The sequence below is a fragment of the Levilactobacillus sp. HBUAS70063 genome (assembly GCF_038374745.1).
In the GTDB taxonomy this organism is placed as follows: Bacteria; Bacillota; Bacilli; order Lactobacillales; family Lactobacillaceae; genus Levilactobacillus.
Genome location: NZ_JBANSM010000005.1, coordinates 23,449 through 47,257 on the forward strand (window position 1 = coordinate 23,449; position 23,809 = coordinate 47,257).

Genomic DNA, 23,809 nt, shown 5'->3' on the forward strand with positions numbered 1-23,809 from the left:
TCAGCTTACAGCGTGGGGCGACTTGGGAGACTTGCGGGCTTGGCAAGGCTTCCAAGCGAACCGGAAGCCCGCTTCCCAGGCTGAAGGTGTCCCTCATAGCAGGCAGAACCCCTGGTAGGCGCAGGCTCCTGGTTTCACCAATTTTAGTGGACAGAACACTGCTGTTACGGGAATCAGCGCATTTCAACCTTTAGCCGGCTGAAACGCGCGTTACCCTTGAGCCCCCTGTTGTATGACAATCTGCTTACTTTTTGACAGGATAGCTTGTCGCCTGGCCGCTAACTCGCTAAACTAAATAGGATTGCCTAACGCAATGGCCCGGTTTTTCTGGCCATGAGTCAGCGTCAGATTTAACTTTGGAAGGACCCCGATTATGACCAGTGAAAGACCCCCCGTAAATTCAGCCACCCGACTTCAACAGTTAACCCAGCAGCACGTCGCCAATCCCGAGGTTGCCCTCGCCGTTTGGCAATTGCGCCAGGAGACCGGTCTGTCTCAGCACCGCTTCGCCAAACTGGTTGGCAAACCCCAGTCGACCATCATTCGCATCGAAGCCGGCACGATGAACGTTTCCGTCAAGGTTCTCCGTGACATCGCCATGGCGGCGGGCAAGGAACTCGCCATCCGGTTTGTCACGCCGGAGGACGCCGATTAACGGACCGGTCAGCAACTGAACGATTGTTTCCTTAAAACGATTCCTGCAATTATTTTCGTAAAACCTGCAACAAAATTCTTAATTTTTACATTAGTAATAAGTAGAGGCCTGCGACCAGCGTCACAGACCTCTACTTATTTTAACCATTATTGATTGTCCGGTTTAAAGGCCCGGGTCGCCTTCACCGCCTGTTTCCAACCGGCATATAAGCGTTCCCGCCGATCCGGTAACATGTTCGGCGTAAACAGCCGCCCGGCACTGCGGATCTGCTTGATTTCTTCCAGATCTTTCCAGTAACCCACGGCGAGGCCGGCCGTAATCGCCGCCCCCATGGCCGTAGTTTCCTCATCGGCTGCCCGTTGCACCGGCGTGTCGATGATATCGGCTTGGAACTGCATCAGGTAACGGTTCCGCGAAGAACCCCCATCGGCCATCAGCTCGGAAATCTCAATCCCAGTATCCTGCTTCATGGTGTGCAGGACATCGCGGGTCTGGTAGGCAATCGACTGCAGCGTGGCCTTCACGAAGTCGTTACGGTTGGTTCCTCGCGATAGACCGAAGACCGCGCCCTTGGCATCCGGGTCCCAGTACGGCGCCCCCAGCCCGTTAAAGGCCGGGACCACGTAGACCTCATCGTCATCGGTCGAGGCCATGGCCGCCTGGCGCGACTCCGGCACGTTGTTGATAATCTTCATGCTTTCGTGCAACCACGCCAGCGCCGTTCCGGCCACCAGAATGGACCCTTCAAGCGCGTAGGTCACCCGGCCGTTCATTTGATAGGCAATCGTGGTCAACAGATTGTGCTCGGACGCCCGGGGTTCATCCCCCGTATTCATCATGACGAAGGCCCCGTCACCGTACGTGTTCTTGACGGTTCCGGGCTCTAGCGCCAACTGCCCCAACAAGGCGGCGGACTGGTCCCCGATGATCCCGGCGATCGGCACCTCGACGCCATAGAACTGGAAGTTCTGGGTGACGCCGTAGACCTCGGAACTGGATTTAACCGCCGGCAACATGGCGGCTGGAATGTTCAGCCAGTCGAGAATGTCTTGGTCCCATTTCAGCTCGTGAATGTTAAATAACATGGTCCGGCTGGCATTACTATAGTCGGTCACGTGAATCTTCCCGCCGGAGAGCTTCCAGGCCAGCCAACTGTCGACCGTTCCAAACAATAAGTCGCCGTTCTCCGCACGTTCCTGCGCGCCGGGCACGTGGTCCAAAATCCACCGTACCTTGGTGGCACTGAAGTAAGCGTCCAGTACCAGCCCGGTCTTGTCCTTGATGGCCTTGGTGCGACCGTCCGCCGCCAGCTTCTTAGCGAGGCTAGCCGTCTGTTGACTTTGCCAGCCGATGGCGTGATAAATCGGCTCGCCAGTAATTTTATCCCACACGATCGTGGTTTCCCGTTGGCTACTAATGCCAATGGCCTGAATGTTTTCTGGATGAATCGAGGCGTCGATGAGCGCACTGGCAATCACCGACAGGACGCTGTTCCAAATCTCGTTGGCGTCGGATTCCACCCAGCCCGGATGAGGATAGTACTGGGGAACCTCCTTGTAGCCCTCAATGACTTTGCGCCCGGTGCGATCAAAGATAAGCGCCCGCGTGCTACTAGTCCCTTGGTCAATCGCTAAAATATAGTCTTCCGGTTGTTTAAGTGCCATATGTATTGACTCCCTCCATAACTGCTTTCAAATCGGAAGCGGTTCCAATTTTCACTTCACTAATCATAGCACGACCCCGGTGAAAAACACCAGATTTTGTATCGGCCACGCCGGGGTTTGATCATTTCTTAAGGTTTACGACGGGCTTAAACGGTTAACCGGTATCCCGCCAGAAAGGACTGGGTGAAGTCGGCGTCGCTCTTCACGCGTTTGCCGAACTCGTCAATCAGTGCATGAAATTCCTGGTAGTCACTCAGACCAAAGTCCAGTTGCCCCATGACCTTCTTCTGAAAGGCAGGATAGGTCTTGGGCATGGTCGCCCCCAGCCACGTGAAGAGCCGCCGCGCATACGTATCAACCATGAACGTGCCGTGATCTAACGTATACATCAGAATGTAGTCGGCCGTCTCGTTACCGATACCGGTAATGCTTAACAACTCCGAGCGCAGACTGGCGCCGTCCCGGCGTTTTAACGCGGCCAGGTCGTCGTTAGCCGTACCCAACCACGTGGCCAGCGCCAGAATGGCCGCACTCTTACGCTGGTAGAAACCGCTGCTGCGAATCACCGGGATCAGCGTCTCCGGCGTGTAGTCGCGCAACTTGGCGGGATCAAAGCCGGTCTGCGCCTTGAGCTTGATGAGTGACGGTTCCACGTTACGCCAATTGGTATTTTGCACCAGAATGGCGCCCAGCATGATTTCCACCGGCGTCTCGGCCCACGGTGTTCCCGGTCGTAACCACGGTTGTGGTCCCATCTCGTGGGCCATGGTGCGGTAAAGTTCTTCTAAGGTCACGGTGACTACCTCCTTTATTTAATGCCAATACGATCTATTTTACCGAACACGCGACTGGGACACCAGCGAAGGTACTTAAAAAGAGCCTGGGTCATCACCCAAGCTCTCACTCATCTAAAATTTGAAGCGTTTACATCATTGCCATAACTCTGAGACCGTCAAGACTAAACCCGTTTGATAACCAACCGAATGTCAGCATCGCCCTCGGGGTTCAGTTCTTCCTTGTAATCGAAGTTCGCACTCTTGAAATACTTCTTGATTTCGTCGTTTAACTCCTCAACAGGCCGAACGTCCTTGTCTTGCCGTTGTAATAAAAGCGTGTATTCCTTTGAATCCTCATCGACGTTTTCAAAGCTGTAAAGAATCGCTTCGGAATTCAAAATTTCTTGAATCACTTGCCGTTCTGTCATCACGTTTACCTCGCTTTATTTTTTTGTCTACTATTCTATTGTAGGTTTATTCAAAAAAATTGTGAACTATTTTGTCAAAATATATTTCTCAGCTGCCTTACCGTTCGCCAAATATGGGTTGAATCGCGGTGGGCGGACCGAAAGCCCGTCTCTCAGGCTGGAGGTGTCCCCCACAGCAGGCGGCATCCCTGGCAGGCCCAGGCTTATGGTTTCACCAATTTCAGTAGCTCAAACGCCGTCGTTCCAATACTCAACGCCTTAATTTTACCTTCAGCCGTTAGTCAGCGTGACAATTTACGCACAAGATGGGTATACTAGGCAGTATCATCACATCAGTTGTGGGCGAATTCATTTTCGCTCATCTTGAAAGGAAGTAACGCCTATGCGCCCACGAATTGCTTTGCCCGCCGATACGCTCGATGAGGCGACCAACATCATTAATGAACGGAACGCCGCCTTCGCGCCCCGACCCGCTGTCGAGGCCATTGTCAAAGCCGGGGGACTCCCCGTCATCCTGCCCAGCGTCGACCCGACCGATGTCGCCGACTACCTGCCGCTCTTTGACGGCGTGGTCTTTCTCGGTGGTGCCGACGTTGACCCGACCTTCTTCCACGAAGAACCGCACTTCCATTTAGGGAAGACCTACCGCAAACGCGACCTCTTCGAAGTGGAACTGCTGAAACAGTCGGTCGCCAGTGGCAAGGCGATTCTCGGCATTTGCCGCGGCCTTCAGCTGATTAACGTCGGTCTGGGCGGGACGCTCTATCAGGACTTGAGCGAGGACCCCGACGCCCGGCTCAAACACAGCCAGGCCGCCATGGGCAATCAACCCAGCCACCACGTGACCGTGTTGCCCGGCAGCATGCTCAGCCCATTGGTTGGGGAACGGCCCTACGTCAACTCGCGGCATCATCAAGCCGTCAAGGACGTGGCCCCGAGTCTACGGGTGACGGCCACGGCCGATGACCACGTGATCGAGGCCCTCGAGTCGCCGGATAGCGACCAGATTTTGGCCGTGCAGTGGCATCCCGAGAACATGTACAAACACCACGCCGAGTCGCGCCGGATCTTTGAGAATTTTGTCCAACGGGCGGCTAAGCGCACCAAAACTTTGTGAAAATAACTTCCCATCGCGACCAAATTAAACTAAACTAGATACTGGACTGAAAGAAAGCAGGTGACGAGCAGTGGCAAAGATGAAAGATTTTGGACAACGCATGCGCTTTTTGGTGTTCTCCATTTTTCTGAACTCCGCCGCTAACGCCCTCACCATCTCCACCAACCTCGGAAGTGCCGTCTGGACCGGGTCGTCCGTGAACCTGTCCAACTGGATTCACGTGCCCCTCGGAACCACCCTGTTTGGCTACGGCATCGTGGTGACCATCATGAACCAACTGTTCTTGGGCCACTTTGACCGCAAGCGCTTCGTGTCCAACCTGCTCTACATCATCCCCTTCAGTTACCTGGTCGAGTGGATCGGCTATTTCTGGAACTGGATTGGGGTCAACACGCTGAACCTAACCGGCCGCGTTATCGTCGATATCATCGGTCTGTTCGGGGTGGCGGCCGCTGTTTCCATCTATCAGCGTTGCAATATCATCATGCACCCTAACGATGATTTGGCTTATATCCTGCGGTTTCGCTTTCTAAGAGGATCCGCCGTCGTCGCCCAGTGGGCCAGCTACATTCCGCCGGTCACGATTATCGTGTTGTCCTACATCTTCACGGGGCAGCTCCACGCCATCGGCTTTGGGACGGTGCTGGCGCTGGTGGCCCAAGGTGCCGTCATGGGCTGGTCGGATTATCACGTCTTCCCGCAATTAAAACACCACGTGGATGTTTAAAATTAAAAAAATATTTTAATCACGCAACGCGACTGATTTTTTTAATCGGCCGCGTTTTTTCATGCGTCGATTTAGGATTATCCTAACTTTTTCATACCGCCCTTTAACCATGTCTCACCACCACGACCGGTTCCGTTAAAGCCGATGTCAGTGGGCTTTTCTGCTCACTTTTTCTGACGTTCAATTACCCCCTAAATATTCTACCGGTGTGCCTATCGCTGGATTACACCAAGTTAGTTAAATTGAGCAACCAGCATTTTCAATAACTATACATTTATGCATTCCGAGTTTAGTCGCTTACATGACTGATATAAAGGCATTTTGGTATATTAATATCACTATAATTATGTTATACTGCTCTCTAATGAGTAAGGAAAAAGTATAGGGGGTAATCAAAATGTTCAAATCCACACGAATGCTAATAACCGCCTGCCTCGCCCTGATTCTCTTCGGTGGCGTCGTCAGTCCCAGCGCAGTTTACGCCGATAGTTCTTCAACGGCGACAACAGCGACCAAGGCCACGACTAAAGCCAGTGACAACGAGACGACGGCGCTTACGATTAGTTCCATCGAGATGCCATACATTTTGTTCAGCGATAAGAACGGGATTAACAAAGTCTATACGTATCCTAAGGCCCCGGCCATTTTAACCGCCGATCAAATTAATGATGACGCTTACATGGCCCAGCTGAGTAAGGACACACCGGCCCTCGCAAACTTACAAGATACGTTCCAGGGTATGGTTGCGGATGGGCTCAACTATAATTTAAAACAGAGCTATCTCGACATGGTCTATCCGAGCCACGCTAGTGAATACACTAGAGAACAAGTCGAAGATTTATCAGCCTCTAGTCCGTATCTAACTGCTTGGTTAATCAGCCGCCTAGCAAAGGTCGATCTCCACCAGATGACCTTCGAGCAAGCACAAACTGAATATCTAAATGATGTCCGTCCAAGATTTGAAAAATATCCAAATGCAACTGCCATCTTTCAGCAGTTGGATCCGTTGTTTAAAAATGAGGAAAACTACAATCGCGCCTGGAAGCTGGTCTATGATCTTTTTGTAAACTCAGGTTCCTTCACGGGCTATTCTGAACAAAAACTCAGCACCTTAGATCCCGATGCTTCCTATCGCCAGATGGTCGCTATCATCAACCAGCCGATGTCCGATTTCTTCAAAAAGCAAGCTGACGGCACTTACCAAATCGACGGCCTGTTCTTAAATGACTTGTTGGCATACAGCTTCTGGTACGAAGACAAGCCCACCATCCCTGATCCCTTGCCGACACCACAGACCAGTCAACCGGTGACGGTCCACTACGTCGATGACCAAGGGAAGACGCTGAAGCCCGATCAAACGCTGACCGGCGAGCTGGGGAAGACCTACACCACCACGCCACTCGACATCGAGGGGTATCAGTTGTCCCAGACGACTGGCGAGGAGACCGGAACCTTTGGCACAACCGCTAAGTCTGTGACCTACACCTACTCACCCGTCGTGACCTCGGGTGGGGCGGCCGATACCATTGCCCCCGAGGGTTCCGTCATCTACGCCACCAAGAAGATCGGCCTCTACCAGCACGCCACCTTTACCAAACAGGCCCGCAAACAATGGTATGCTAAAAAATCCCGGATTAATCGGCCGATGTTCGTCGTCACGGGGTATGCCGAATCCAAGAACGGCGTCGAACGTTACCACGTAAAGGACGTCAACCACCACAGTAAGACGGCCGGCCAAACCGGCTACGTCACGGCAAACGCCAAGTATACCAGCCGCGTTTACTACGCAACTAAACAGAAGACCATTACGGTGATTAATCCTAAGGGTGTCAACGCGTACGGCAAGAAAAACTTGACCAATAAGAAGGCACACTACCGGCAAGGCCAGGTTCTGAAGGTCAAGAAGATCGTAAAACAAAGCCTGACAACCCGCTTCGTCCTCAGTAATGGTCGCTACGTCACCGCTAACAAGCTACTGGTAAAGACGGGCAAACAGCCCATGCCTAAGCGCGTCCAAGCCAAGACGGCGCAGAATCGCTACGACAACGTCAACTTGACCAAGCGGAATAAGCACTACACCAAGAGATCTCACGCCACCTTTAAAGTTAAAGGTTGGAATTATTCCAACGCCAATGACTTTAGCAAGGGCGACACTCTCCGCTACCAGGTTTCTGGGGGATATATCTCTGGCAATAAACAATTTGTTTCCGTCTTCTAAGTAAACTAAAGCCGCCGTTCCCGACAGATGGGAGCGGCGGCTTTTTTACGGAGGAACACAGCACTCTCGGTTGCTGTTGTCTGATTGTTTGCCTCATATTTTACCGTATTATACATAAATTTATAAAATGCTAACCATCTCAATCATTTAATTTATAAGAGCTTAAAGCAGAATTAATTCCAGCTATATGCTAAACTAGTTCAAAATACCTATTACACCTGGAGAGGATTCAATGCCTAAGGCCTACTATCAAGTCATCATTGCTCTTTTCACAATACTGTCGTTCACCAGCATTGCCAGCGCTCGTCTAGTTCATGCAGCTACTGTACCACCATCAAAAACCTATCGACTGAGTGGAACTGAAATGCCCTATTCTCTATCCGCAACATCTGCCGGCGCCATCAGGAGATATTGGCTGACCAAGGCACCACACACGTTGACCCTAACGCAACTCAACGATGAACACTACATGAAAAATTTAGTCGCACCGTACCCCGAAGACGACCCCCTCCGTGAAGTTGCCGGCACCATCCCAAATAGGCTGTCCAATTTTTGGGGAACCACCATTAAACTTGATGCGACTACCACTCTATTAGATTACTGGTACCCGCGTATGGGCATGGGCGAGAATCTCCCCTTTAAAAATAAAGCGGCAGCCGCCAACTACATTGTTAATTTAGTGGCTTACATGGCCTACAACACGCGTGATTTGGCCCAATACAAGCTAGGGGTAATGAACTTTAAACAACTTCAACAAGACTATTTTAACCACATTCGACCACTCGCAAATGCCTTAGGAAATACAACTGATCTCGCTGACGCCTTTTCCTCCGAAAAGAACTTCATTTGCGCCCAACTTCTCGAAAGCACTCTGAATCCTCAAATGCTCACCCACTTTGGTTATAGCGGTTTAGCCCTGCCAGAACTCAGCCAACTTGACCCAGAATCAACCGAAAAGTTGGTTAGAGACGCCTTAAGAAAACCCTTTACGGATTACTTAGTCAAGCAAGCCGATGGCACTTATTTTCTTAGTGGTCTAATTCTACCTGACGGCATCGTCTCTCTTTACAGTTTAGGCGGGCTACCTCCTGTCCCTTCTCCTACATCCCCCGTCTCCTCCAGCCAGCCCGTAACCATTCACTACATTGATGAACAAGGAAAATCTTTGAGACCGGACCAAACCTTAACAGGAATCTTGGGGACGCACTACCAAACGAAGCCGCTGAACATCACCGGCTACACCTTAGCTAAAACCACCGGCGAGGAAACCGGAACATTTAGCCCGACCGCTAAATCCGTCACCTACACTTACGCCGCTGCGACTAATGATACTAATGATGATGCGGTCAATCCCATTGCGCCTAAGGGTTCCGTCATCTATGCCACCAAGAAAATCGGCCTCTACCAGCACGCCACCTTTACCAAACAGACCCGCAAGCAATGGTACGCCAAAAAATCCCGGATTAACCGGCCGATGTTCGTCGTCACGGGGTATGCTAAATCCAAGAACGGCGTCGAACGTTATCGCGTAAAGGATGTCAACCACCACAGTAAAACGGCCGGCCAAACCGGCTACGTCACGGCAAACGCCAAGTATACCAGCCGCGTTTACTACGCAACTAAACAGAAGACCATTACGGTGATTAATCCTAAGGGTGTCAACGCATATGGCAAGAAAAACTTGACCAATAAGAAGGCGCACTACCGGCAGGGACAAGTCTTAAAGGTCAAAAAAATTGTGCGCCAGAACCTGACAACCCGTTTCGTCCTCAGCAACGGTCGCTACGTCACCGCCAACAAGCTACTGGTAAAGACGGGCAAGCAGACCATGCCTAAGCGCGTTCAAGCCAAGACCGCGCTGAACCGTTACGACACTGTTAATTTAACCAAGCGGAATAAGCACTACACCAAGAAATCTCACGCTACCTTTAAGGTAAAGGGCTGGAAGTATTCCAACGCCCATGACTTTAGCAAGGGCGACACCCTCCGCTATCAGGTCGCTGGGGGATATATCTCTGGCAATCGGCAGTTTGTCTCCATCTTAAAATAACCTCTCGTGACCGTAAGAACCGCCTTCCTTGAAATTGGAAGACGGTTCTTTTGATAAGTGTTTGTTTAATTTTATCTAGCCGAAACGTGCGCCACAAGACAGGTCCCTGCGCTTAACCCCACTAAGCTCCAAAGCCAAGCCCGGGCTTTTGACCTTAGTGACGTTAATGCTCAGGACCTAACCGCCTTGTTCTGCACTCTTTTTACTTAAACGCCGCCGCCAACTCGTCGAAGTTAACCGTTCCTAATCCGGCCGCCTGGTTGTAGGTCTTGCCCGGCTGGCCCACGTAGTACAGGTTACCATTATCCGTTGACGCATCTAGCTTGGTGAACGGTGAATCCGCCGATTGGGCTAACGCGTAGAGCTGGGGATTCCACAGGCCCATCCGCGTGCTACGATTGCTGTTAATGACCGCCGCCATGGCCGCAAATTGTGGTGCGACCACACTGGTTCCGCCAGCAATCTGCCAGCCATCCGCGCTGTCATAATCGTCGTATCCGGTCAACGGATCGGCATCGGCCACGACATCCGGGTAATTTCGGCCATTTGCCGTGCCCTGAATCAAACCGGGATTTAAGCGTGGCAACCCACTCGCCGTCAGGTACTGGCGTGCATTGTAGGTGTTAACACCGGAGACACCCTGCTGGTATTTCGGCGTCCCATATAGCGTGGAAATTCCGCCGCCACTCCCGCTCTGGAGCGTTGCCATCAGATCTGAATTATTCTCAAAGAAGGCCCGGTTCTGCCAGTAAGCGTTAAAGAGATAGTCGCCGCCCCAGGTCCGTTCCCGGGCAACTTTCACCGTCGTGCCATCACGCAGCGTACCTTCAACGGGCAGCGTGGTACCACCAGTCGCCGTGACCCATGGATTGTTCGCCGGGAAGTTCGCGTAGACCCCTTCGTTCGTGGAACCATTACGGTTGAGACTTTCGCCGTACGCCCCGGTGTCCCCGGTAGCGGCGAAGGTAGAAATCCCCTGAACAGCGCCCTGTGCCAGCAACGTATTCATAATGCTACCGTACAGCGGCGTCAATAGATGATAGCGATTGAGGCTTTGCAGGACGCCCTCGGATAGTCCCCAGCTCAACGATAACGAGCTAACCTTATTTTCGCCAAAGGCACTGGCAAAGGTGTTAAGCCACCCGACATCGCTCAACGACGCGGTGTACACCCGAATCTTGGCCTTGGGTGCGATGGCCCCGGCCTGTTCCACGTCCATCGTCGTTTCGGCATTGCCGGGATCGACGTTGCCCCAGACGTTGTCGCCGCCCAGCGACTTAACACTAATCCGCGAGGTCGAAGGCGCCACGCCCTCGGCCGACCAGAAATGGGCAATATCGGACTTCTTAACTTGGCTAAAGCTGACAATCCCAATGGTCTGACCCTGGCCTTCATTCCCGGTCGTGGCCGCGCTGGTCGCATGGTAGCGGGTCATGAAGTTCTGCGGGGCGCCGTCCGTGGTGGGTCCATCGGAAGCGCTCGCCGTGTTAGCCGCTAAACTGCTGAGTTTGACCATGTTGGTAATCCCGACCACCGCCTGGATGGGTTGCGCCACCTTTTTCGGTAACTTCGGTGTCTTCTTGGAATACTGAATCTTAGTGCCGTGATAGCGCGCCGTCTTCAGATTCGTGGCAAACGTCCGATTGACCGCAGCGGCGGACCCCTTCAGTTGCATGATTAAGCCGTTATTATAGGTCGTTACCTTGAATTTGTGCGCCTTGAAATAAGTCGTCAATCGTTTCGTGGTGGCCGTTGATTGGCCGAACTTCTGCCGAAATTGCGCGGGCGTCAAATACCGCTTAAACTGTTGATTTCCGGTCGTGTTCACGGCCAAAGCGGTGTCCGTTAACTGCCGACTGTTGCGCGACTTCAAGACCAGGTCGACCGTGACCGTTTTGTTTGAAGCCACCTGCTTGACTTGCTTTAAGTTCTTGAGCGCACTCTCCCGGTAAGGCGTGGCCACCGTGGTCGTGGCGGTCGCCTGTGCCTAAATACCACCGAATCCAACCAGCCCTAGCATCAGACTAGCGACAATGAGTCGTACCTTCATCCAATCCCCTCCAACTCGAAAAATCCTCGTTGCCTGTAAACCAGACACACCCAATAATTACAATTCATTATACCGCGGCACGGCCACTGTATTGAAAATAAAATCGTCAATTAGTTATCTGGCTAAACAGCCGTTGAATTTGGACATCAAAAAAGGAAAGTCACCAGCTTCACGCCACTAACTTTCCACGCAGCACCTACGCTAACTCGCCCGTTAGAATAAACTGCTTAATCTCTTTAAATGTTTTCTTGGATTCCGGCAATTCCGGCCACAAGATATAATCATGAAGCATGGACTTCATCACGTGAGCCGTAAACGGCGTGCCGTCCGCCGCCTCTAATTTCTGCAGCAACCGCTGATCATCCGCCCACAACAATTCGTTGGTGCCGTAGTACAACATGACCGGGCCGAGATCATCGAAATTCCCGTAGATGGGACTCACGATGGGATCGGTCACGGGCCGGTCGCCGGCGTATTGGTAGCCAATCTTTTTCAACGTCGCCAAGGTTAGAAACGGATCGCGCTTGGCCGCCACGTGCAGGTCCGGATTCATCATGCTCAGATCGGTCCACGGCGAGATGAGCACCGTGCCCGCGGGGAGAGGCTTTTGATGCTCCTGTAACTGCTGAAGAACCGTCAACGCCAGGCCACCACCGGCCGAATCCCCCATCAAGAAGAACTGGTCGTCCGGATACTGGGCCCGCAAATAATCGTACGCATTCAGCGCGAACGAAACGGTCTGGTCCACCGTGGCTTCGGGGGCCAGTGGATAATCCACATAGGAAACCCGCAGATTGGCCTGCTGGACGAGCGCCACCATTAATTTCCGATGGCCAATCGTCCCCTGCATCGTGTAGGCCCCCCCGTGCAGCAAAATCACGTGTTGGGGCAATGGTGCGCCGGAACCCGCAGTCAGAATCCGCCCGCCGAACACCTCGCGCTCCTTGGTCACCACGGCCTCCGGAAACTTCTGAGGAATCACGGCTTGATTCTGCCGACTGGGCTGTAAAAATGCTTGCTGCATCTGCTGCTTGAGCTGACTATGCTGGGTCTTGAAGAGTAACCATTTCCCACGCAAACTCACGACTATCACCCTATCTTTTTAACCTTCACCATTCTCTAGTCTCATGCCTGGACTCTTATGCCAGTATACAGCGTTTGGCGAAAAAACGCCCCCCTCAGAATCAATTACTAGGTAATTTTCGCAAAAACCGTTAGAATAGAACGCGTAGTAACTGACATGAAAGGGTGGAAAAATTAATGACAAACAACCGAATTTTAGCCGTGACTGGAGGCCTCAACTTTAGAGAACTAGGGGGTTACCCCACAGTTGATGGGCACACTGTTAAATGGCATAAACTGATTCGGACTGCCGGACTAGCCAACCTCACCCCCGCTGATCAGCAGCATCTCAGTGACTACGGTGTCGTGGCGGACGTGGACTTCCGGTCTAAGGACGAACAGGCTCAGTCCCCCGACAAGGTGCCGGCCGGCGTCAAATATCACTTTCTGCCCGTCTTTCCGGCCGATGACGAGACGGACGCCTCGGCCTCTGAGATTCAGTTGGCCCAACGCTTCTCGAAGGACGACCAATCCGGTTACCGCCACATGTTGGATGTTTACCGGCAGATGATGACGTTGCGGTCCGCCCAGGTAGCCTACCACGATTTCTTTGAAACGCTGTTGGCCAACGATCAGCCGAACCAGTCCGTTTTGTTTCACTGCACGGCCGGAAAGGACCGCACCGGGATGGGCGCCTACTTCGCGTTGAGTGCCCTCGGCGTTGACCCGCAGATTATTCGCGAAGATTATCTGCTCACCAACAAGGTCATTGCCCCCCGGATTGCCCAGCAGAGTGCGGACGCCAAGCAACGTGGCCTCGGCGACATCTTCGTCACCAACATGCGTGCCCTGTATACCGTAAACGCCGACTACTTTGACGCGGCCACGAAGATTGTGAACACCCAGTACGGCGGGGCTCAGGACTATTTACGCGACGTCCTCGGCCTCTCCAACCGCGACATCACCGATTTGAAACGCCTCTATTTAGACTAATGTAAATTTCCCGCCAGACTAGCCGCCTCATGGTTAGTCTGGTTTTTCACCAACCTCACGAAAGGACCTGATTGATTGAAGAAGAAAACCTTGACGTGGGCCCTCCCGCTAGCCGGGATTGCGGCCACTTCATTAGTGGCGAGCGAACACCTTTTTAATTTCGCTTTTAAGCGGGTCAATTACGTCCCGGAAACCTCTGCGGATAAGCAGAAATACGCCGATGCTTACTACGCCTATGTGGACTGGTATCAAGCCATTCCTAAGGAAAAGTGGTACCTCCACGAGCACGACCCGAAGAACCGGATGGTGGCGGAATACATCCCCGCCGAGACGCCGAGCACCAAGACCGTGATTATTTCTCATGGCTACAAGGGTAACGGTGAAACCATGGCGAACTTCGCTCAGATGTACCATCGGCTGGGCTTCAACGTGCTGTTGCCCGATGACCGCGGCCACGGCGAGAGTGCCGGCAAGTACATCAGTTTCGGCTGGTTGGACCGACTGGACTACCTGCAGTGGATCGGCCAGGTCATCGACCGCGCCAATGCCGACGTGAAGATTCTCCTCTTCGGCGTCAGCATGGGCGGGGCCACGATGGAAATGTTGTCGGGTGAGACCCTGCCGCCACAGGTCAAGGCCATCATCGCCGACTGTGGCTATTCCAGTATCGAGGCCGAATTGACCTACCTTCTGAAACGCCAATTTCATTTGCCCAAGTACCCCATCGAACCACTCGTCAGCACCATTTCTAAGCGCCGACTCGGCTATTACCTGGGGGACGTCACCTCAACCGACCAACTGAAGAAGAACACGCGCCCCATTCTCTTTATTCACGGGGAAAAGGACGTGTACGTGCCGGTCGGGATGGCCTACGAGAATTACGCCGCCACCCACGCGGCCAAGCAGCTTTGGATCGTCAAGAATGCCTCGCACGCCGAGAGTTTCTGGATTAATCCGGCCCGCTACCAGGCCCACGTGGAGGAGTTTCTCCAGACCTACTTTGACGATAAACGCTAGAAAATCTTCACACGTTAAGACTTCCTTTAATAAATGGTCAAAAAGTCGTCACAGCTTTCCCCCGATTCTATTCACAAACGTCCTGTATAGTAATAACCATAGTAATTAGCCAATAACTGTTACTACTCAATTCTATATCCAATCCCTTTTAGATTCTCTCCCCCTAAGAGAATCAATCCCCGGTTAGGTTCCCTCAAGCCTAACCAACTCCTCTAAACTGAGCGTCACTCCCCCTAAGTGACCTCACTCCTCATGAAAAAAGCCGCACAGTCTCTCCCCGAGACCGTGCGGCTTTTTTGCGTTTTCGTAAGTTTTGCCTGCGGCTGCGCTGACAGCCAAAATCACCCGTAACCGACTGTCTCCAATGCATTAACTTGCCGATTACATTGGCGAATTAGCCACTCACCGTACCGATTAATTACAAATGCCCCCACGCCCGGTACAGGTCCGCGCGGTGGTGTTGTTCCACCGTTTCTTTGGTGGCAAGGAGTTGCTTTTGGATCGCCGCCCAGCGGTCCTCGCTGAGGAGAACGGCTCCCTGATGATCGCCTTCAATTTTAACTGGTTTGCCCGCGTTAGCCGCTTGCATCAATGCTAAGAAATTCTGTTGTGCATCAGTCAGTGAATAGGTCGTCTTCATACGCCATTCCCCCTATAATTAGTGGCTAGTCTAAGCCTAGTCGATGGAAAATATAGTCTACGCGTCGCAAATGGTAGTGATAGTCAAACGCATCTTCAATCTGTACCGGCGTCAATCGCGCCGTAATCTCTTCATTCGCTTCCACTAATGGTCGGAACTGCACCTGTTGATCCCAGGCCTGCGCCGTCAACGGCTGAACCAAGTCGTAGGCGTCCTCGCGACTGAGACCGGATTCGATTAATTTTAGGAGGAGCCGTTGGCTGTAAATCAGGCCGTAAGTCCGGCCCATGTTGGCCTTCATCGTTTCCGGGAAGACATCCAGGTTCGTCAGAATCCGGTTAATCCGGTGCAACATGTAATCCAGTAACGTGGTGCTCTCCGGCAGAATCATGCGTTCCGCCGAGGAGTGGGAAATATCCCGTTCGTGCCACAGGCTGACGTCTTCGTAAGCCGTGACCATAGTTCCCCGCAACACGCGGGCCAGCCCCGTCACATTCTCCGAACCAATCGGGTTTCGTTTGTGCGGCATGGCCGAAGAGCCCTTCTGGCCGGGATTGAAATGTTCCTCGACCTCGTGAATCTCCGAGCGCTGGAGACCGCGAATCTCGGTCGCGATGTTCTCCACGCTGGTCCCAATCAAGGCCAAAGTCGCGATATAATCCGCGTGCAGGTCGCGGGGGAGCACCTGAGTCGCAATCGGCTGGGGCGTAATCCCCAACTGATCACAGACGAAGGCTTCCACCTCGGGCGGCACGTTGGCAAACGTCCCCACGGCACCGCTAATCTTACCGGTCTCGACTTCCGCGGCCGCTCGGTCAAATCGAACGAGGTTGCGTTGCATCTCTTCATAGAAGCGCGCCATCTTCAGGCCAAACGTGGTGGGTTCGGCTTGAACCCCATGCGTCCGCCCAATCATCACCGTCTTCTTGTACCGAATCGCCAACGTCTTCAGCGTCGCAATCAAGGTCGTCAAGCTCTGCCGGATCACCGCGTTGGCCTGTTTTAACCGGTACCCCTGCGCCGTGTCCACGACGTCAGTGCTGGTCACGCCAAAGTGAATCCACTTCCGTTCGGCCCCGAGTGATTCCGACACGTTCCGGGTAAAGGCGACCATATCGTGGTGAGTCACCGCTTCAATCTCTGCGATGCGGTCCACGTCAAAGGTGGCCTTGTCCCGAATCTTTTGGGCATCGGCCGCGGGAACCTCTCCTAATTGGGCCCAGGCCTCGTCAATGGCAATTTCAACGGTTAGCCAGGATTGATATTGATTCTTTAGGGACCAGATCTGACCCATTTCCGGTCGCGTATAACGTTCTAACATGCGTTTCCTCCTCTAAATACGGACTAAAACCCGAACATTATTTTTATTTAAGGGGTTGTTGCTCCGTTAATCATCATACCACAGATTATCCCAATTTTGCCAGTGTTTTCCACTACTTGCGCCCCATAATTACTTTTATATTGATATAAATAGAACTTTATTAGCTATTAATATAAAAATAGTTCGTTTTTCAGTTGATTTTTAATCCCGAACTTGTTACACTAATTCTTGCTGGGTGTTCGGCCCGGCAAAATAAAGTAATGAGGTGTTGTTATGTCATCAACAGTTGTAGTCGGTAGCCAATGGGGCGATGAAGGTAAAGGAAAGATCACGGATTTTCTAAGTGAGAAGGCTGATGTCATTGCCCGCTACCAAGGTGGTGACAACGCCGGTCATACTATTGTTTTCAACGGTCAAACGTTTAAACTGCGGTTGATTCCATCCGGGATCTTCTACGCGGACAAGACCAGCGTCATTGGTAACGGGGTCGTCTTGAACCCGCAATCTCTGGTCGAAGAACTCACTTACCTCCACGAGAACGGCGTGGCCACCGACAATCTCCGGATTTCCGATCGGGCCCACGTCATCCTGCCGTACCACATTCTGCTGGACCAAGCGCAGGAAAAGACGAAGGAAAATAAGATTGGGACCACCAACAAAGGAATTGGCCCCGCATACATGGACAAAGCCGAACGGATTGGGATTCGGGTCGCCGACTTACTCGACCACGACATCTTTGCCGACAAGCTACGTCAAAATTTAATTGAAAAGAATAATGTTTTAACGAAGCTCTACGATGAAGAACCGTTAGACTTCGATGAAATTTTTGAAAAATACTACGCCCTCGGGCAACAAATCAAGCATCACGTCACCGACACCTCCGTGGTCATCAACGATGCCCTCGATGCCGGGAAAAACGTCCTCTTCGAAGGGGCACAAGGGGTCATGTTGGACATCGACCACGGGACTTATCCATTCGTGACGTCCTCTAACCCGGTTGCCGGTGGCGTCACGATTGGTGCCGGTGTTGGCCCAACCAAGATCGACCACGTGGTGGGTGTCTGCAAGGCCTACACGTCTCGTGTGGGTGACGGTCCTTTCCCTACCGAATTATTCGACGAGATTGGCGACACCATCCGCGAAACCGGCCATGAATATGGAACGGTGACGAAACGGCCACGGCGCATCGGCTGGTTCGACAGCGTGGTTCTCCGCCATGCCAAGCGAGTTTCCGGCCTGACCAGCCTGTCACTGAACTGTTTAGACGTCCTGACCGGCCTAAAGACGGTCAAGATCTGCAAGGCTTACGAGCTCAACGGCGAAACCATTTACCATTACCCAGCTAGCCTGGTTGATTTGGACGCCTGCCACCCCATCTACGATGAATTACCGGGTTGGACGGAAGACATTACGCACTGCCACTCAGTAGAAGACCTGCCGGTTAACGCCCAAAACTACGTGAAGCGGTTGGCCGAACTGGTCGGTGTAGACATTGCGACCCTTTCCGTTGGCCCCGACCGCGAACAGACGAATATCTTACAAGACGTCTGGAACGCCTAACTTACACGACTAAGGAGTGACTTCAATGCATCCTGCCGAAGTATTTGATTACGAAGATATCCAATTAATTCCGAATAAATGTATCATTGACAGCCGCCACGACGCGGATACCAGCGTTGAATTTGACCCCCGCCGGTTCAAGATTCCGGTGGTCCCGGCCAATATGGAAACGGTGATTAACGAACCATTAGCCGTCTGGTTAGCGCAAAATGACTATTTCTACGTCATGCACCGCTTCCAACCCCAAGAACGGCGTGGCTTCATCGAACGCATGCACGAACAGAACTTGTTTGCCTCCATCAGTGTCGGGGTAAAACCCGACGAGCACGCCTTTATCGAAGAACTGGCCGCGGCTCACCTGGTGCCCGAATACATCACGATCGATATCGCCCACGGTCATAGCGATTCCGTGATTCGCATGATTCAGCAGATTAAGGATAAGCTGCCGGATAGCTTCGTCATCGCCGGTAACGTGGGCACTCCCGAGGCCGTGCGGGAACTGGAAAACGCTGGTGCGGACGCCACCAAGGTCGGCATCGGTCCCGGTAAGGCCTGCATCACCAAGCTGAAGACGGGCTTCGGAACCGGCGGCTGGCAACTCGCGGCCCTGCGGCTCTGTGCCAAGGCGGCGCGGAAGCCCATCATTGCCGATGGCGGTATCCGCTACAACGGCGATATCGCCAAGTCCGTTCGCTTCGGCGCCAGCATGGTCATGATTGGTTCCATGCTCGCCGGGCACCAACAGTCGCCGGGGAGCCTCCTGACGATTGATGGCCGGACGTTCAAACAATACTGGGGCTCCGCTTCCGAAAAGCAAAAGGGGGCCTACCGCAACGTGGAAGGCAAGCAGATGCTAGTGCCTTTCCGCGGCGATATTGCCGATACACTCAACGCGATGCAAGAAGACCTCCAATCCTCCATTTCCTATGCCGGCGGCCGCAACCTGCTGGACATTCGAACCGTGGATTACGTCATCGTGAAGAGCTCCATCATGAACGGCGACAACTACTAGCCGTCGCGTTTCACACCATCACGTGCACCTTCGCAATACTCTAAAATCACACACTAAGTGACCCCCTGTCTCTCGGTATTCCACCGACTGGCAGGGGGTCACTTTTCATTTGAATTTTATCCATCGGCAACGTTAGCCCGATACGGCCGCCCTGCCGTTCGCAAAATACGGGCTGGATCGTGGCGGGAAGGACCAGACCAGAGAGACGGTCTCGTTTCTCGCTTGAAACTGCCAAGGACCGGCGTTTCCAAGTCGCCATTTACAGCTGAGCTCATATTTCGCTTCACTCACGGCTAGGTTAGGGCCTATCACCTCCCCGATGGACTGGTGGAGGCAACGGAAACTGCCATCACGCCGAAGGAGGCCAGAAACGGAGCCAGCTGTGACGACCCAGTTAGCTGGCGTTTTAGGCCAGGTTACTGGAGTGGGACGACTTGGAAGGCTTGCGGGTTGGGCAAGGCTTCTAAGCGAGGTGGAAGCCCGCTTTTTGGCTGGAACCGTTCCCCATAGCAGGCGGAGTTTCTGGCAGCCGCAGGCTAGTCAGCTAGGCGACCAGTTCCGCCTACCGGACCACCAGAACCGTGATGGGCGCGTACTTGGCCATGTAGGCGGCCTGACTGCCGAAGTAGCGGCTGATGCCGTGCTTGGCCAACGACCCAATGACCAGTAAATCTGGTTTGATGTCCGGGATAACATCCTTCACGATACTCTCGCCGGGTTCGCCGGTGGTCACCATCATTCGGACATCTTTGACCCCAGCTTCTTGCGCTTGATGGCGATATTGCCGTAAACGCTGTTCCAATTCGGCATGCTCGCCGTGAAGATAGTCGCTGTCCAACGTTTGATAAATACTCAACTGCTCATTCTCCAAGACCGAAACAATCACCAATTCCGCCGCATCGCGCTTGGCCAGTTGAATCGCCATATCCAGCGCCAGTAAGGCATCCTTTGACTCATCGACCCCGACCAGGATTCGTTTAAATTTGACCGTCATCAGCCATCCCTCCTCTGTCAATTCTCTTGCCTCCAGTGTAGCCACCTCGCGCGGCCACGCACCATCGCGACGTTTGGAAACGAAAGATAACGGCGTCAACGATCACAAAAAAGCCGATAAACTGGTATTTTCCAGCTTATCGGCTTTTATTTCAGCTCATTTTGATTAACGAATGACCAAGACGGAGATTGGGGAATACTTCGCCATGTAGGCGGCTTGGCTACCAAAGTGGCGCCGCGCACCCTTCTTGGCTTCCGACCCCACAATCAGGAGATCGGGCTTAACGTGCGGAATCACATCCTTGACGATGGTCTCGCCCGGATCACCCTCGGCGACCAGCATCTTAACCTGCTGGACACCGGCGTCTTCGGCTTGCTTCTGGTATTTCGCCACGTGCCGTTCCAACTCGCGATGTTCGCCGTGAATGTAGTCGGAATCCAACGCCTGGTAAACGTTCATGTCGTCACTTTCCAAGACGGAGACAATCACCAACTCGGCATCGTCTCGCTTGGCCTGATGAATCGCGTAGTTAAACGCGAGCAGCGCATCGGCCGAATCATCGACCCCTACTAAAATTCGTTTGAATGTCGTTGCCATTGCTGATCTCCTCCTTAGTGAAGTTCCTGGTTGTTGGCCGCTGCATCGGCCGCCATCTGCTTAGCACTCCGGTGAAGTTCGTAGATGGTCCAAGCTAGCAAAGCAATAATCGCGATGTTCAGGGCCCAGGCAATGATCGTGGCCATCGTCGTATCACTAGCCGATGGCGTATTGCCGAAGAAAGCAAGGATGGAAGCTGGCATGTTGTACAGGTTCAAACCAGTTAACAGAAGGACTGAGAACCAGCCGAGGCATTTAATCCACCAGGAGTTCTTGAAACGATTGCCCATTTCCAGCTTGCTATCCGTCATCATCAACAACGGCAACATGGAGAATGGTAAGGCAAAGGCCAAGAAGACTTGCGAGTTGTTCATCAAATCATTTAACGCGGTGTGTTCATCAATCGCGCTCTTACCGCTGGTTAACGTGACACAGATCAGAACAGGAATGACGGAAATCAAACGGGTTACTAACCGCCGTAACCAAAGTGGCATCCGCATGTGGACGAACCCTTCCATGATTACCTGACCCGTTAAAGTCCCGGTAATGGTTGAGTTTTGCCCTGAAGCCAGTAAGGCGACCGCGAACAAAGTGGATAAGACCCCGGTCTTAGCAACGCCGGCCAACAATCCATTACTCATGGTGCTGGTATCGGACAAGGCCTGGAACAGACCGAAGAAGGAAGGATCCTTAACTGTCCCGCTCTTGAAGACGGCAACCCCCATGATTAACAGCAAGGCGTTGACGAAGAAAGCCAAGGTCAATTGGATGTTAGAGTCGAGGCTAGCGAACTTAACGGTCCGGGCGACATCGTCCTCATCCTTGTGGTTGATTTGCCGCGTTTGAGAAATAGCGGAGTGCAGGTACAGGTTATGTGGCATAACCGTCGCCCCGATAATTCCTAGAGCCCCACTGATTGGCGTTTGACCACCAACGGTTGGTGAGGATGCGATCGTCTTAGGACTTGGAATCAAGCCGGCAAAGACACCCGCCCAATCTGGCTTAGACAAGGCAACTTGGTAAGCGAAGACGAACAGAATCACGAGAATTAAGCACACCACGATGGCTTCGATCTTCCGAAATCCAATCTTGGTTAACAGTAATAATAGCAAAACATCAAAAACCGTAATAAACACGGCGATAACTAACGGAATGTGGAAGAGTAGGTACAGCGCAATCGCAGCCCCGATAACTTCGGCAATATCCGTTGCCATGATGGCGAATTCAGTCATGATCCACAACACAATCCCTAGGGATTTACTGGTCCGAGCCCGGATAGCTTGGGCCAAGTCCATTTGACTCACGATGCCAAGTTTAGCCGCCATGTATTGAAGTAACATCGCGATCAAACTTGAAATCAAGATAACGGACATTAAGAGATATTGGAAGTTTTGCCCACCGGTAATTGACGTTGACCAGTTCCCGGGATCCATGTACCCCACCGCAACCAACGCGCCAGGCCCAGAATACATAAACAAAGCCTTCCAGAAACTAATATTCTTGGGAACTGCCACCGTACCGTTAATTTCTTCTAGTGAACGGCCGTTGGCATATTCAATCAATTTGTGCTTTTTAACATTATCGCTCATGTTAAAAGCCTCCTCCTCGAAAATTTCTAACCGGGATCATTGTACCGTAAAAGTTAACCTTTGCAAATACTTTTTTAGGCCCACTTAACTTTAAAATGCAGTTGCATTAACAGATTTTTACGTTGATTAAGCGGTTACATCCCCGCTAAATTAACCTTCTATCTGTAACCATTTTAATTTCTAATCATTCTAAAAGTTTTTTCGACTACCCTAACATCTATTGTCAAAAATGCCCATAAATAGGCGTTTTGTCTATAAAATAAACTGAACTTTCATTGGGGGCAATCGCTTAATCTCAGAAAAATTTGCAACGAAGCTGAAGAACGGATAAAATTCATACTGGAAAATATAATTTTTAGGGGACCTTAACTATTTTCAAATTACTGGGGAGTTGATTAGATGATGCACCATCGAAATACTTATTTAAAGATCATCGCCGAGTGTAGTTTTGCTCGGCCACGTGTCAGCAATAAACAAATCATTCATTTTGCCGCCGTCACCCCCGCTACCGTGACGGAGATGACCCGCTCGCTCCAACACGCGGGTCTGGTCAACCGGCGGCGCTATACTGGCGTGACCCTGACCGAATCCGGCCAACGCCTAGCCTGTCAGTTACTCCAACACTATCGGCTCTGTGAGACCTTTCTGGTCCAAAAACTCCATTTGCCACTCGCCACGGTCCCCACGCAAGCCTGGGCCATGGCCAATACCCTAACGCCGGAGACCGCGCTGGCACTCAAGCACTACCTAAATGACCCGCAGCGAAGTCCCTTCGGCGGGTTGATTGATCCCAGTCGGCTCCTTAACGACCAGTTATGTAAGCGATTGAGTACCATCACTGCTCCCACCACGGTGGTCTTGGAAAGCTACCTGGAGTCGGCTGCCTTAGTCGATTACCTTCAGCACCTAGCGTTACCCCTAGGCGTTCCGCTACGAGTAACCAAGCACGATACGAGTCTAAATCTATTCTATTTAGAAGATGCCGAACACCGCGAGCTGACCATCAATGATCAGGCGGCCGATTACATTTACGCCAAGAATTGAGGCTGGACGCCCGCATGCGTTATTTTTGTCCGGAGCTGACCGCCTCTCAGGCTCGGTCCGGTCCGCCCACCGCGATCCAACCCATATTTGGCGAACGGTAGGCGGCCAGTTCGCATTGTGAGGCCGTAACCGACTATTTTTGACGCCATGAGTCGCATGCTAACAGTAGTTCCAACTGATTTCCGTCCTTCAACCTTCAGAAAGTAAACGAAAAGACGTGAGCCCAGTCGCTCACGTCTTTTAGAGGATACGATTTAATTATGGTGACATTTCCGGTCGCCAGTCAGTGAAGTCT

20 protein-coding genes are annotated in these 23,809 nt (G+C 52.3%); 10 read left to right on the top strand and 10 right to left on the bottom strand.

The window, feature by feature from the left end:
* The first annotated feature begins 373 nt into the window (after window positions 1-373).
* Window positions 374-655 carry a helix-turn-helix transcriptional regulator gene (locus tag V8I28_RS08725; RefSeq protein WP_341779735.1) on the top strand — a complete coding sequence of 94 codons (282 nt, stop codon included), beginning with the start codon at window positions 374-376 and terminating at the stop codon, window positions 653-655.
* A gap of 146 nt (window positions 656-801) precedes the next feature.
* Here V8I28_RS08725 and glpK read toward each other — a convergent pair whose 3' ends face one another.
* The 3 genes from glpK to V8I28_RS08740 form a co-directional block, all read right to left on the bottom strand.
* Window positions 802-2,319, bottom strand: coding sequence for a glycerol kinase GlpK (glpK, locus tag V8I28_RS08730; RefSeq protein ID WP_341779736.1), 1,518 nt, complete (start codon window positions 2,317-2,319; stop codon window positions 802-804).
* Between the two features lie 146 nt (window positions 2,320-2,465).
* Window positions 2,466-3,113, bottom strand: a complete 648-nt coding sequence (locus tag V8I28_RS08735) for an endonuclease III domain-containing protein (RefSeq protein WP_341779737.1) — start codon at window positions 3,111-3,113, stop codon at window positions 2,466-2,468.
* A 164-nt stretch (window positions 3,114-3,277) separates the two neighbouring features.
* Window positions 3,278-3,523 (bottom strand): hypothetical protein, encoded by a 246-nt coding sequence (locus V8I28_RS08740; RefSeq protein ID WP_233670484.1) that lies wholly within the window; start codon window positions 3,521-3,523, stop codon window positions 3,278-3,280.
* 382 nt (window positions 3,524-3,905) lie between these two features.
* On the opposite strand from V8I28_RS08740, the gene V8I28_RS08745 reads away from it, so the two are divergent.
* The 4 genes from V8I28_RS08745 (at window position 3,906) to V8I28_RS08760 (ending at window position 9,635) form a co-directional block, all read left to right on the top strand.
* Window positions 3,906-4,640 carry a gamma-glutamyl-gamma-aminobutyrate hydrolase family protein gene (locus V8I28_RS08745; RefSeq protein ID WP_341779738.1) on the top strand — a complete coding sequence of 245 codons (735 nt, stop codon included), beginning with the start codon at window positions 3,906-3,908 and terminating at the stop codon, window positions 4,638-4,640.
* 79 nt (window positions 4,641-4,719) lie between these two features.
* Entirely contained in the window at window positions 4,720-5,367 is a 648-nt protein-coding gene (locus tag V8I28_RS08750) for a YczE/YyaS/YitT family protein (RefSeq protein ID WP_445928202.1), read from the top strand.
* A gap of 397 nt (window positions 5,368-5,764) precedes the next feature.
* Window positions 5,765-7,585, top strand: coding sequence for a DUF5776 domain-containing protein (locus V8I28_RS08755; RefSeq protein WP_341779740.1), 1,821 nt, complete (start codon window positions 5,765-5,767; stop codon window positions 7,583-7,585).
* A 364-nt stretch (window positions 7,586-7,949) separates the two neighbouring features.
* Complete coding sequence (locus V8I28_RS08760) at window positions 7,950-9,635, top strand: DUF5776 domain-containing protein (RefSeq protein ID WP_341779741.1); 1,686 nt, start codon at window positions 7,950-7,952, stop codon at window positions 9,633-9,635.
* A gap of 202 nt (window positions 9,636-9,837) precedes the next feature.
* On the opposite strand, the gene V8I28_RS08765 is transcribed toward V8I28_RS08760, so the two are convergent.
* Both V8I28_RS08765 and V8I28_RS08770 read right to left on the bottom strand, forming a co-directional pair.
* The gene (locus V8I28_RS08765) at window positions 9,838-11,598 is read right to left on the bottom strand and encodes a S53 family peptidase (RefSeq protein WP_341779742.1); all 1,761 of its coding nucleotides are present in this window, start codon (window positions 11,596-11,598) and stop codon (window positions 9,838-9,840) included.
* Window positions 11,599-11,881: 283 nt separating this feature from the next.
* Window positions 11,882-12,769: an alpha/beta hydrolase gene (locus tag V8I28_RS08770; RefSeq protein WP_341779743.1), complete on the bottom strand. Its 888-nt coding sequence runs from the start codon at window positions 12,767-12,769 to the stop codon at window positions 11,882-11,884.
* Window positions 12,770-12,945: 176 nt separating this feature from the next.
* On the opposite strand from V8I28_RS08770, the gene V8I28_RS08775 reads away from it, so the two are divergent.
* On the top strand, window positions 12,946-13,740 hold the full coding sequence (locus tag V8I28_RS08775) for a tyrosine-protein phosphatase (RefSeq protein ID WP_341779744.1): 795 nt from the start codon (window positions 12,946-12,948) through the stop codon (window positions 13,738-13,740).
* Between the two features lie 75 nt (window positions 13,741-13,815).
* Window positions 13,816-14,757 (top strand): alpha/beta hydrolase, encoded by a 942-nt coding sequence (locus V8I28_RS08780; RefSeq protein ID WP_341779745.1) that lies wholly within the window; start codon window positions 13,816-13,818, stop codon window positions 14,755-14,757.
* 418 nt (window positions 14,758-15,175) lie between these two features.
* On the opposite strand, the gene V8I28_RS08785 is transcribed toward V8I28_RS08780, so the two are convergent.
* Both V8I28_RS08785 and purB read right to left on the bottom strand, forming a co-directional pair.
* On the bottom strand, window positions 15,176-15,397 hold the full coding sequence (locus tag V8I28_RS08785; protein WP_341779746.1) for a hypothetical protein: 222 nt from the start codon (window positions 15,395-15,397) through the stop codon (window positions 15,176-15,178).
* 25 nt (window positions 15,398-15,422) lie between these two features.
* Window positions 15,423-16,718, bottom strand: a complete 1,296-nt coding sequence (gene purB, locus V8I28_RS08790; protein ID WP_341779747.1) for an adenylosuccinate lyase — start codon at window positions 16,716-16,718, stop codon at window positions 15,423-15,425.
* Between the two features lie 273 nt (window positions 16,719-16,991).
* On the opposite strand from purB, the gene V8I28_RS08795 reads away from it, so the two are divergent.
* Both V8I28_RS08795 and V8I28_RS08800 read left to right on the top strand, forming a co-directional pair.
* Window positions 16,992-18,278: an adenylosuccinate synthase gene (locus V8I28_RS08795; protein ID WP_341779748.1), complete on the top strand. Its 1,287-nt coding sequence runs from the start codon at window positions 16,992-16,994 to the stop codon at window positions 18,276-18,278.
* A gap of 25 nt (window positions 18,279-18,303) precedes the next feature.
* The gene (locus V8I28_RS08800; protein WP_341779749.1) at window positions 18,304-19,290 is read left to right on the top strand and encodes a GMP reductase; all 987 of its coding nucleotides are present in this window, start codon (window positions 18,304-18,306) and stop codon (window positions 19,288-19,290) included.
* Between the two features lie 562 nt (window positions 19,291-19,852).
* On the opposite strand, the gene V8I28_RS08805 is transcribed toward V8I28_RS08800, so the two are convergent.
* The 3 genes from V8I28_RS08805 to V8I28_RS08815 form a co-directional block, all read right to left on the bottom strand.
* The gene (locus tag V8I28_RS08805) at window positions 19,853-20,284 is read right to left on the bottom strand and encodes a universal stress protein (protein ID WP_341779750.1); all 432 of its coding nucleotides are present in this window, start codon (window positions 20,282-20,284) and stop codon (window positions 19,853-19,855) included.
* Between the two features lie 165 nt (window positions 20,285-20,449).
* Window positions 20,450-20,881 carry a universal stress protein gene (locus tag V8I28_RS08810; RefSeq protein ID WP_341779751.1) on the bottom strand — a complete coding sequence of 144 codons (432 nt, stop codon included), beginning with the start codon at window positions 20,879-20,881 and terminating at the stop codon, window positions 20,450-20,452.
* A 14-nt stretch (window positions 20,882-20,895) separates the two neighbouring features.
* Window positions 20,896-22,470 (bottom strand): Nramp family divalent metal transporter, encoded by a 1,575-nt coding sequence (locus tag V8I28_RS08815; RefSeq protein ID WP_341779752.1) that lies wholly within the window; start codon window positions 22,468-22,470, stop codon window positions 20,896-20,898.
* A gap of 399 nt (window positions 22,471-22,869) precedes the next feature.
* Here V8I28_RS08815 and V8I28_RS08820 point away from each other — a divergent pair, with 399 nt between their 5' ends.
* Window positions 22,870-23,514 carry a metal-dependent transcriptional regulator gene (locus V8I28_RS08820; RefSeq protein WP_341779753.1) on the top strand — a complete coding sequence of 215 codons (645 nt, stop codon included), beginning with the start codon at window positions 22,870-22,872 and terminating at the stop codon, window positions 23,512-23,514.
* The last annotated feature ends 295 nt before the right edge of the window (window positions 23,515-23,809 follow it).

Excerpts from the sequence above, each read along its gene's own strand:
- glpK (WP_341779736.1), bottom strand. The coding sequence starts at position 2,319 with ATGGCACTTAAACAACCGGAAGACTATATTTTAGCGATTGACCAAGGG.
- V8I28_RS08755 (WP_341779740.1), top strand. The coding sequence starts at position 5,765 with ATGTTCAAATCCACACGAATGCTAATAACCGCCTGCCTCGCCCTGATT.
- V8I28_RS08815 (WP_341779752.1), bottom strand. The coding sequence starts at position 22,470 with ATGAGCGATAATGTTAAAAAGCACAAATTGATTGAATATGCCAACGGC.
- V8I28_RS08775 (WP_341779744.1), top strand. The coding sequence starts at position 12,946 with ATGACAAACAACCGAATTTTAGCCGTGACTGGAGGCCTCAACTTTAGA.
- V8I28_RS08785 (WP_341779746.1), bottom strand. The coding sequence starts at position 15,397 with ATGAAGACGACCTATTCACTGACTGATGCACAACAGAATTTCTTAGCA.
- V8I28_RS08820 (WP_341779753.1), top strand. The coding sequence starts at position 22,870 with ATGATGCACCATCGAAATACTTATTTAAAGATCATCGCCGAGTGTAGT.
- V8I28_RS08725 (WP_341779735.1), top strand. The coding sequence starts at position 374 with ATGACCAGTGAAAGACCCCCCGTAAATTCAGCCACCCGACTTCAACAG.
- V8I28_RS08800 (WP_341779749.1), top strand. The coding sequence starts at position 18,304 with ATGCATCCTGCCGAAGTATTTGATTACGAAGATATCCAATTAATTCCG.
- purB (WP_341779747.1), bottom strand. The coding sequence starts at position 16,718 with ATGTTAGAACGTTATACGCGACCGGAAATGGGTCAGATCTGGTCCCTA.
- V8I28_RS08740 (WP_233670484.1), bottom strand. The coding sequence starts at position 3,523 with ATGACAGAACGGCAAGTGATTCAAGAAATTTTGAATTCCGAAGCGATT.
- V8I28_RS08750 (WP_445928202.1), top strand. The coding sequence starts at position 4,720 with ATGAAAGATTTTGGACAACGCATGCGCTTTTTGGTGTTCTCCATTTTT.
- V8I28_RS08745 (WP_341779738.1), top strand. The coding sequence starts at position 3,906 with ATGCGCCCACGAATTGCTTTGCCCGCCGATACGCTCGATGAGGCGACC.
- V8I28_RS08760 (WP_341779741.1), top strand. The coding sequence starts at position 7,950 with ATGCCCTATTCTCTATCCGCAACATCTGCCGGCGCCATCAGGAGATAT.
- V8I28_RS08810 (WP_341779751.1), bottom strand. The coding sequence starts at position 20,881 with ATGGCAACGACATTCAAACGAATTTTAGTAGGGGTCGATGATTCGGCC.
- V8I28_RS08805 (WP_341779750.1), bottom strand. The coding sequence starts at position 20,284 with ATGACGGTCAAATTTAAACGAATCCTGGTCGGGGTCGATGAGTCAAAG.
- V8I28_RS08795 (WP_341779748.1), top strand. The coding sequence starts at position 16,992 with ATGTCATCAACAGTTGTAGTCGGTAGCCAATGGGGCGATGAAGGTAAA.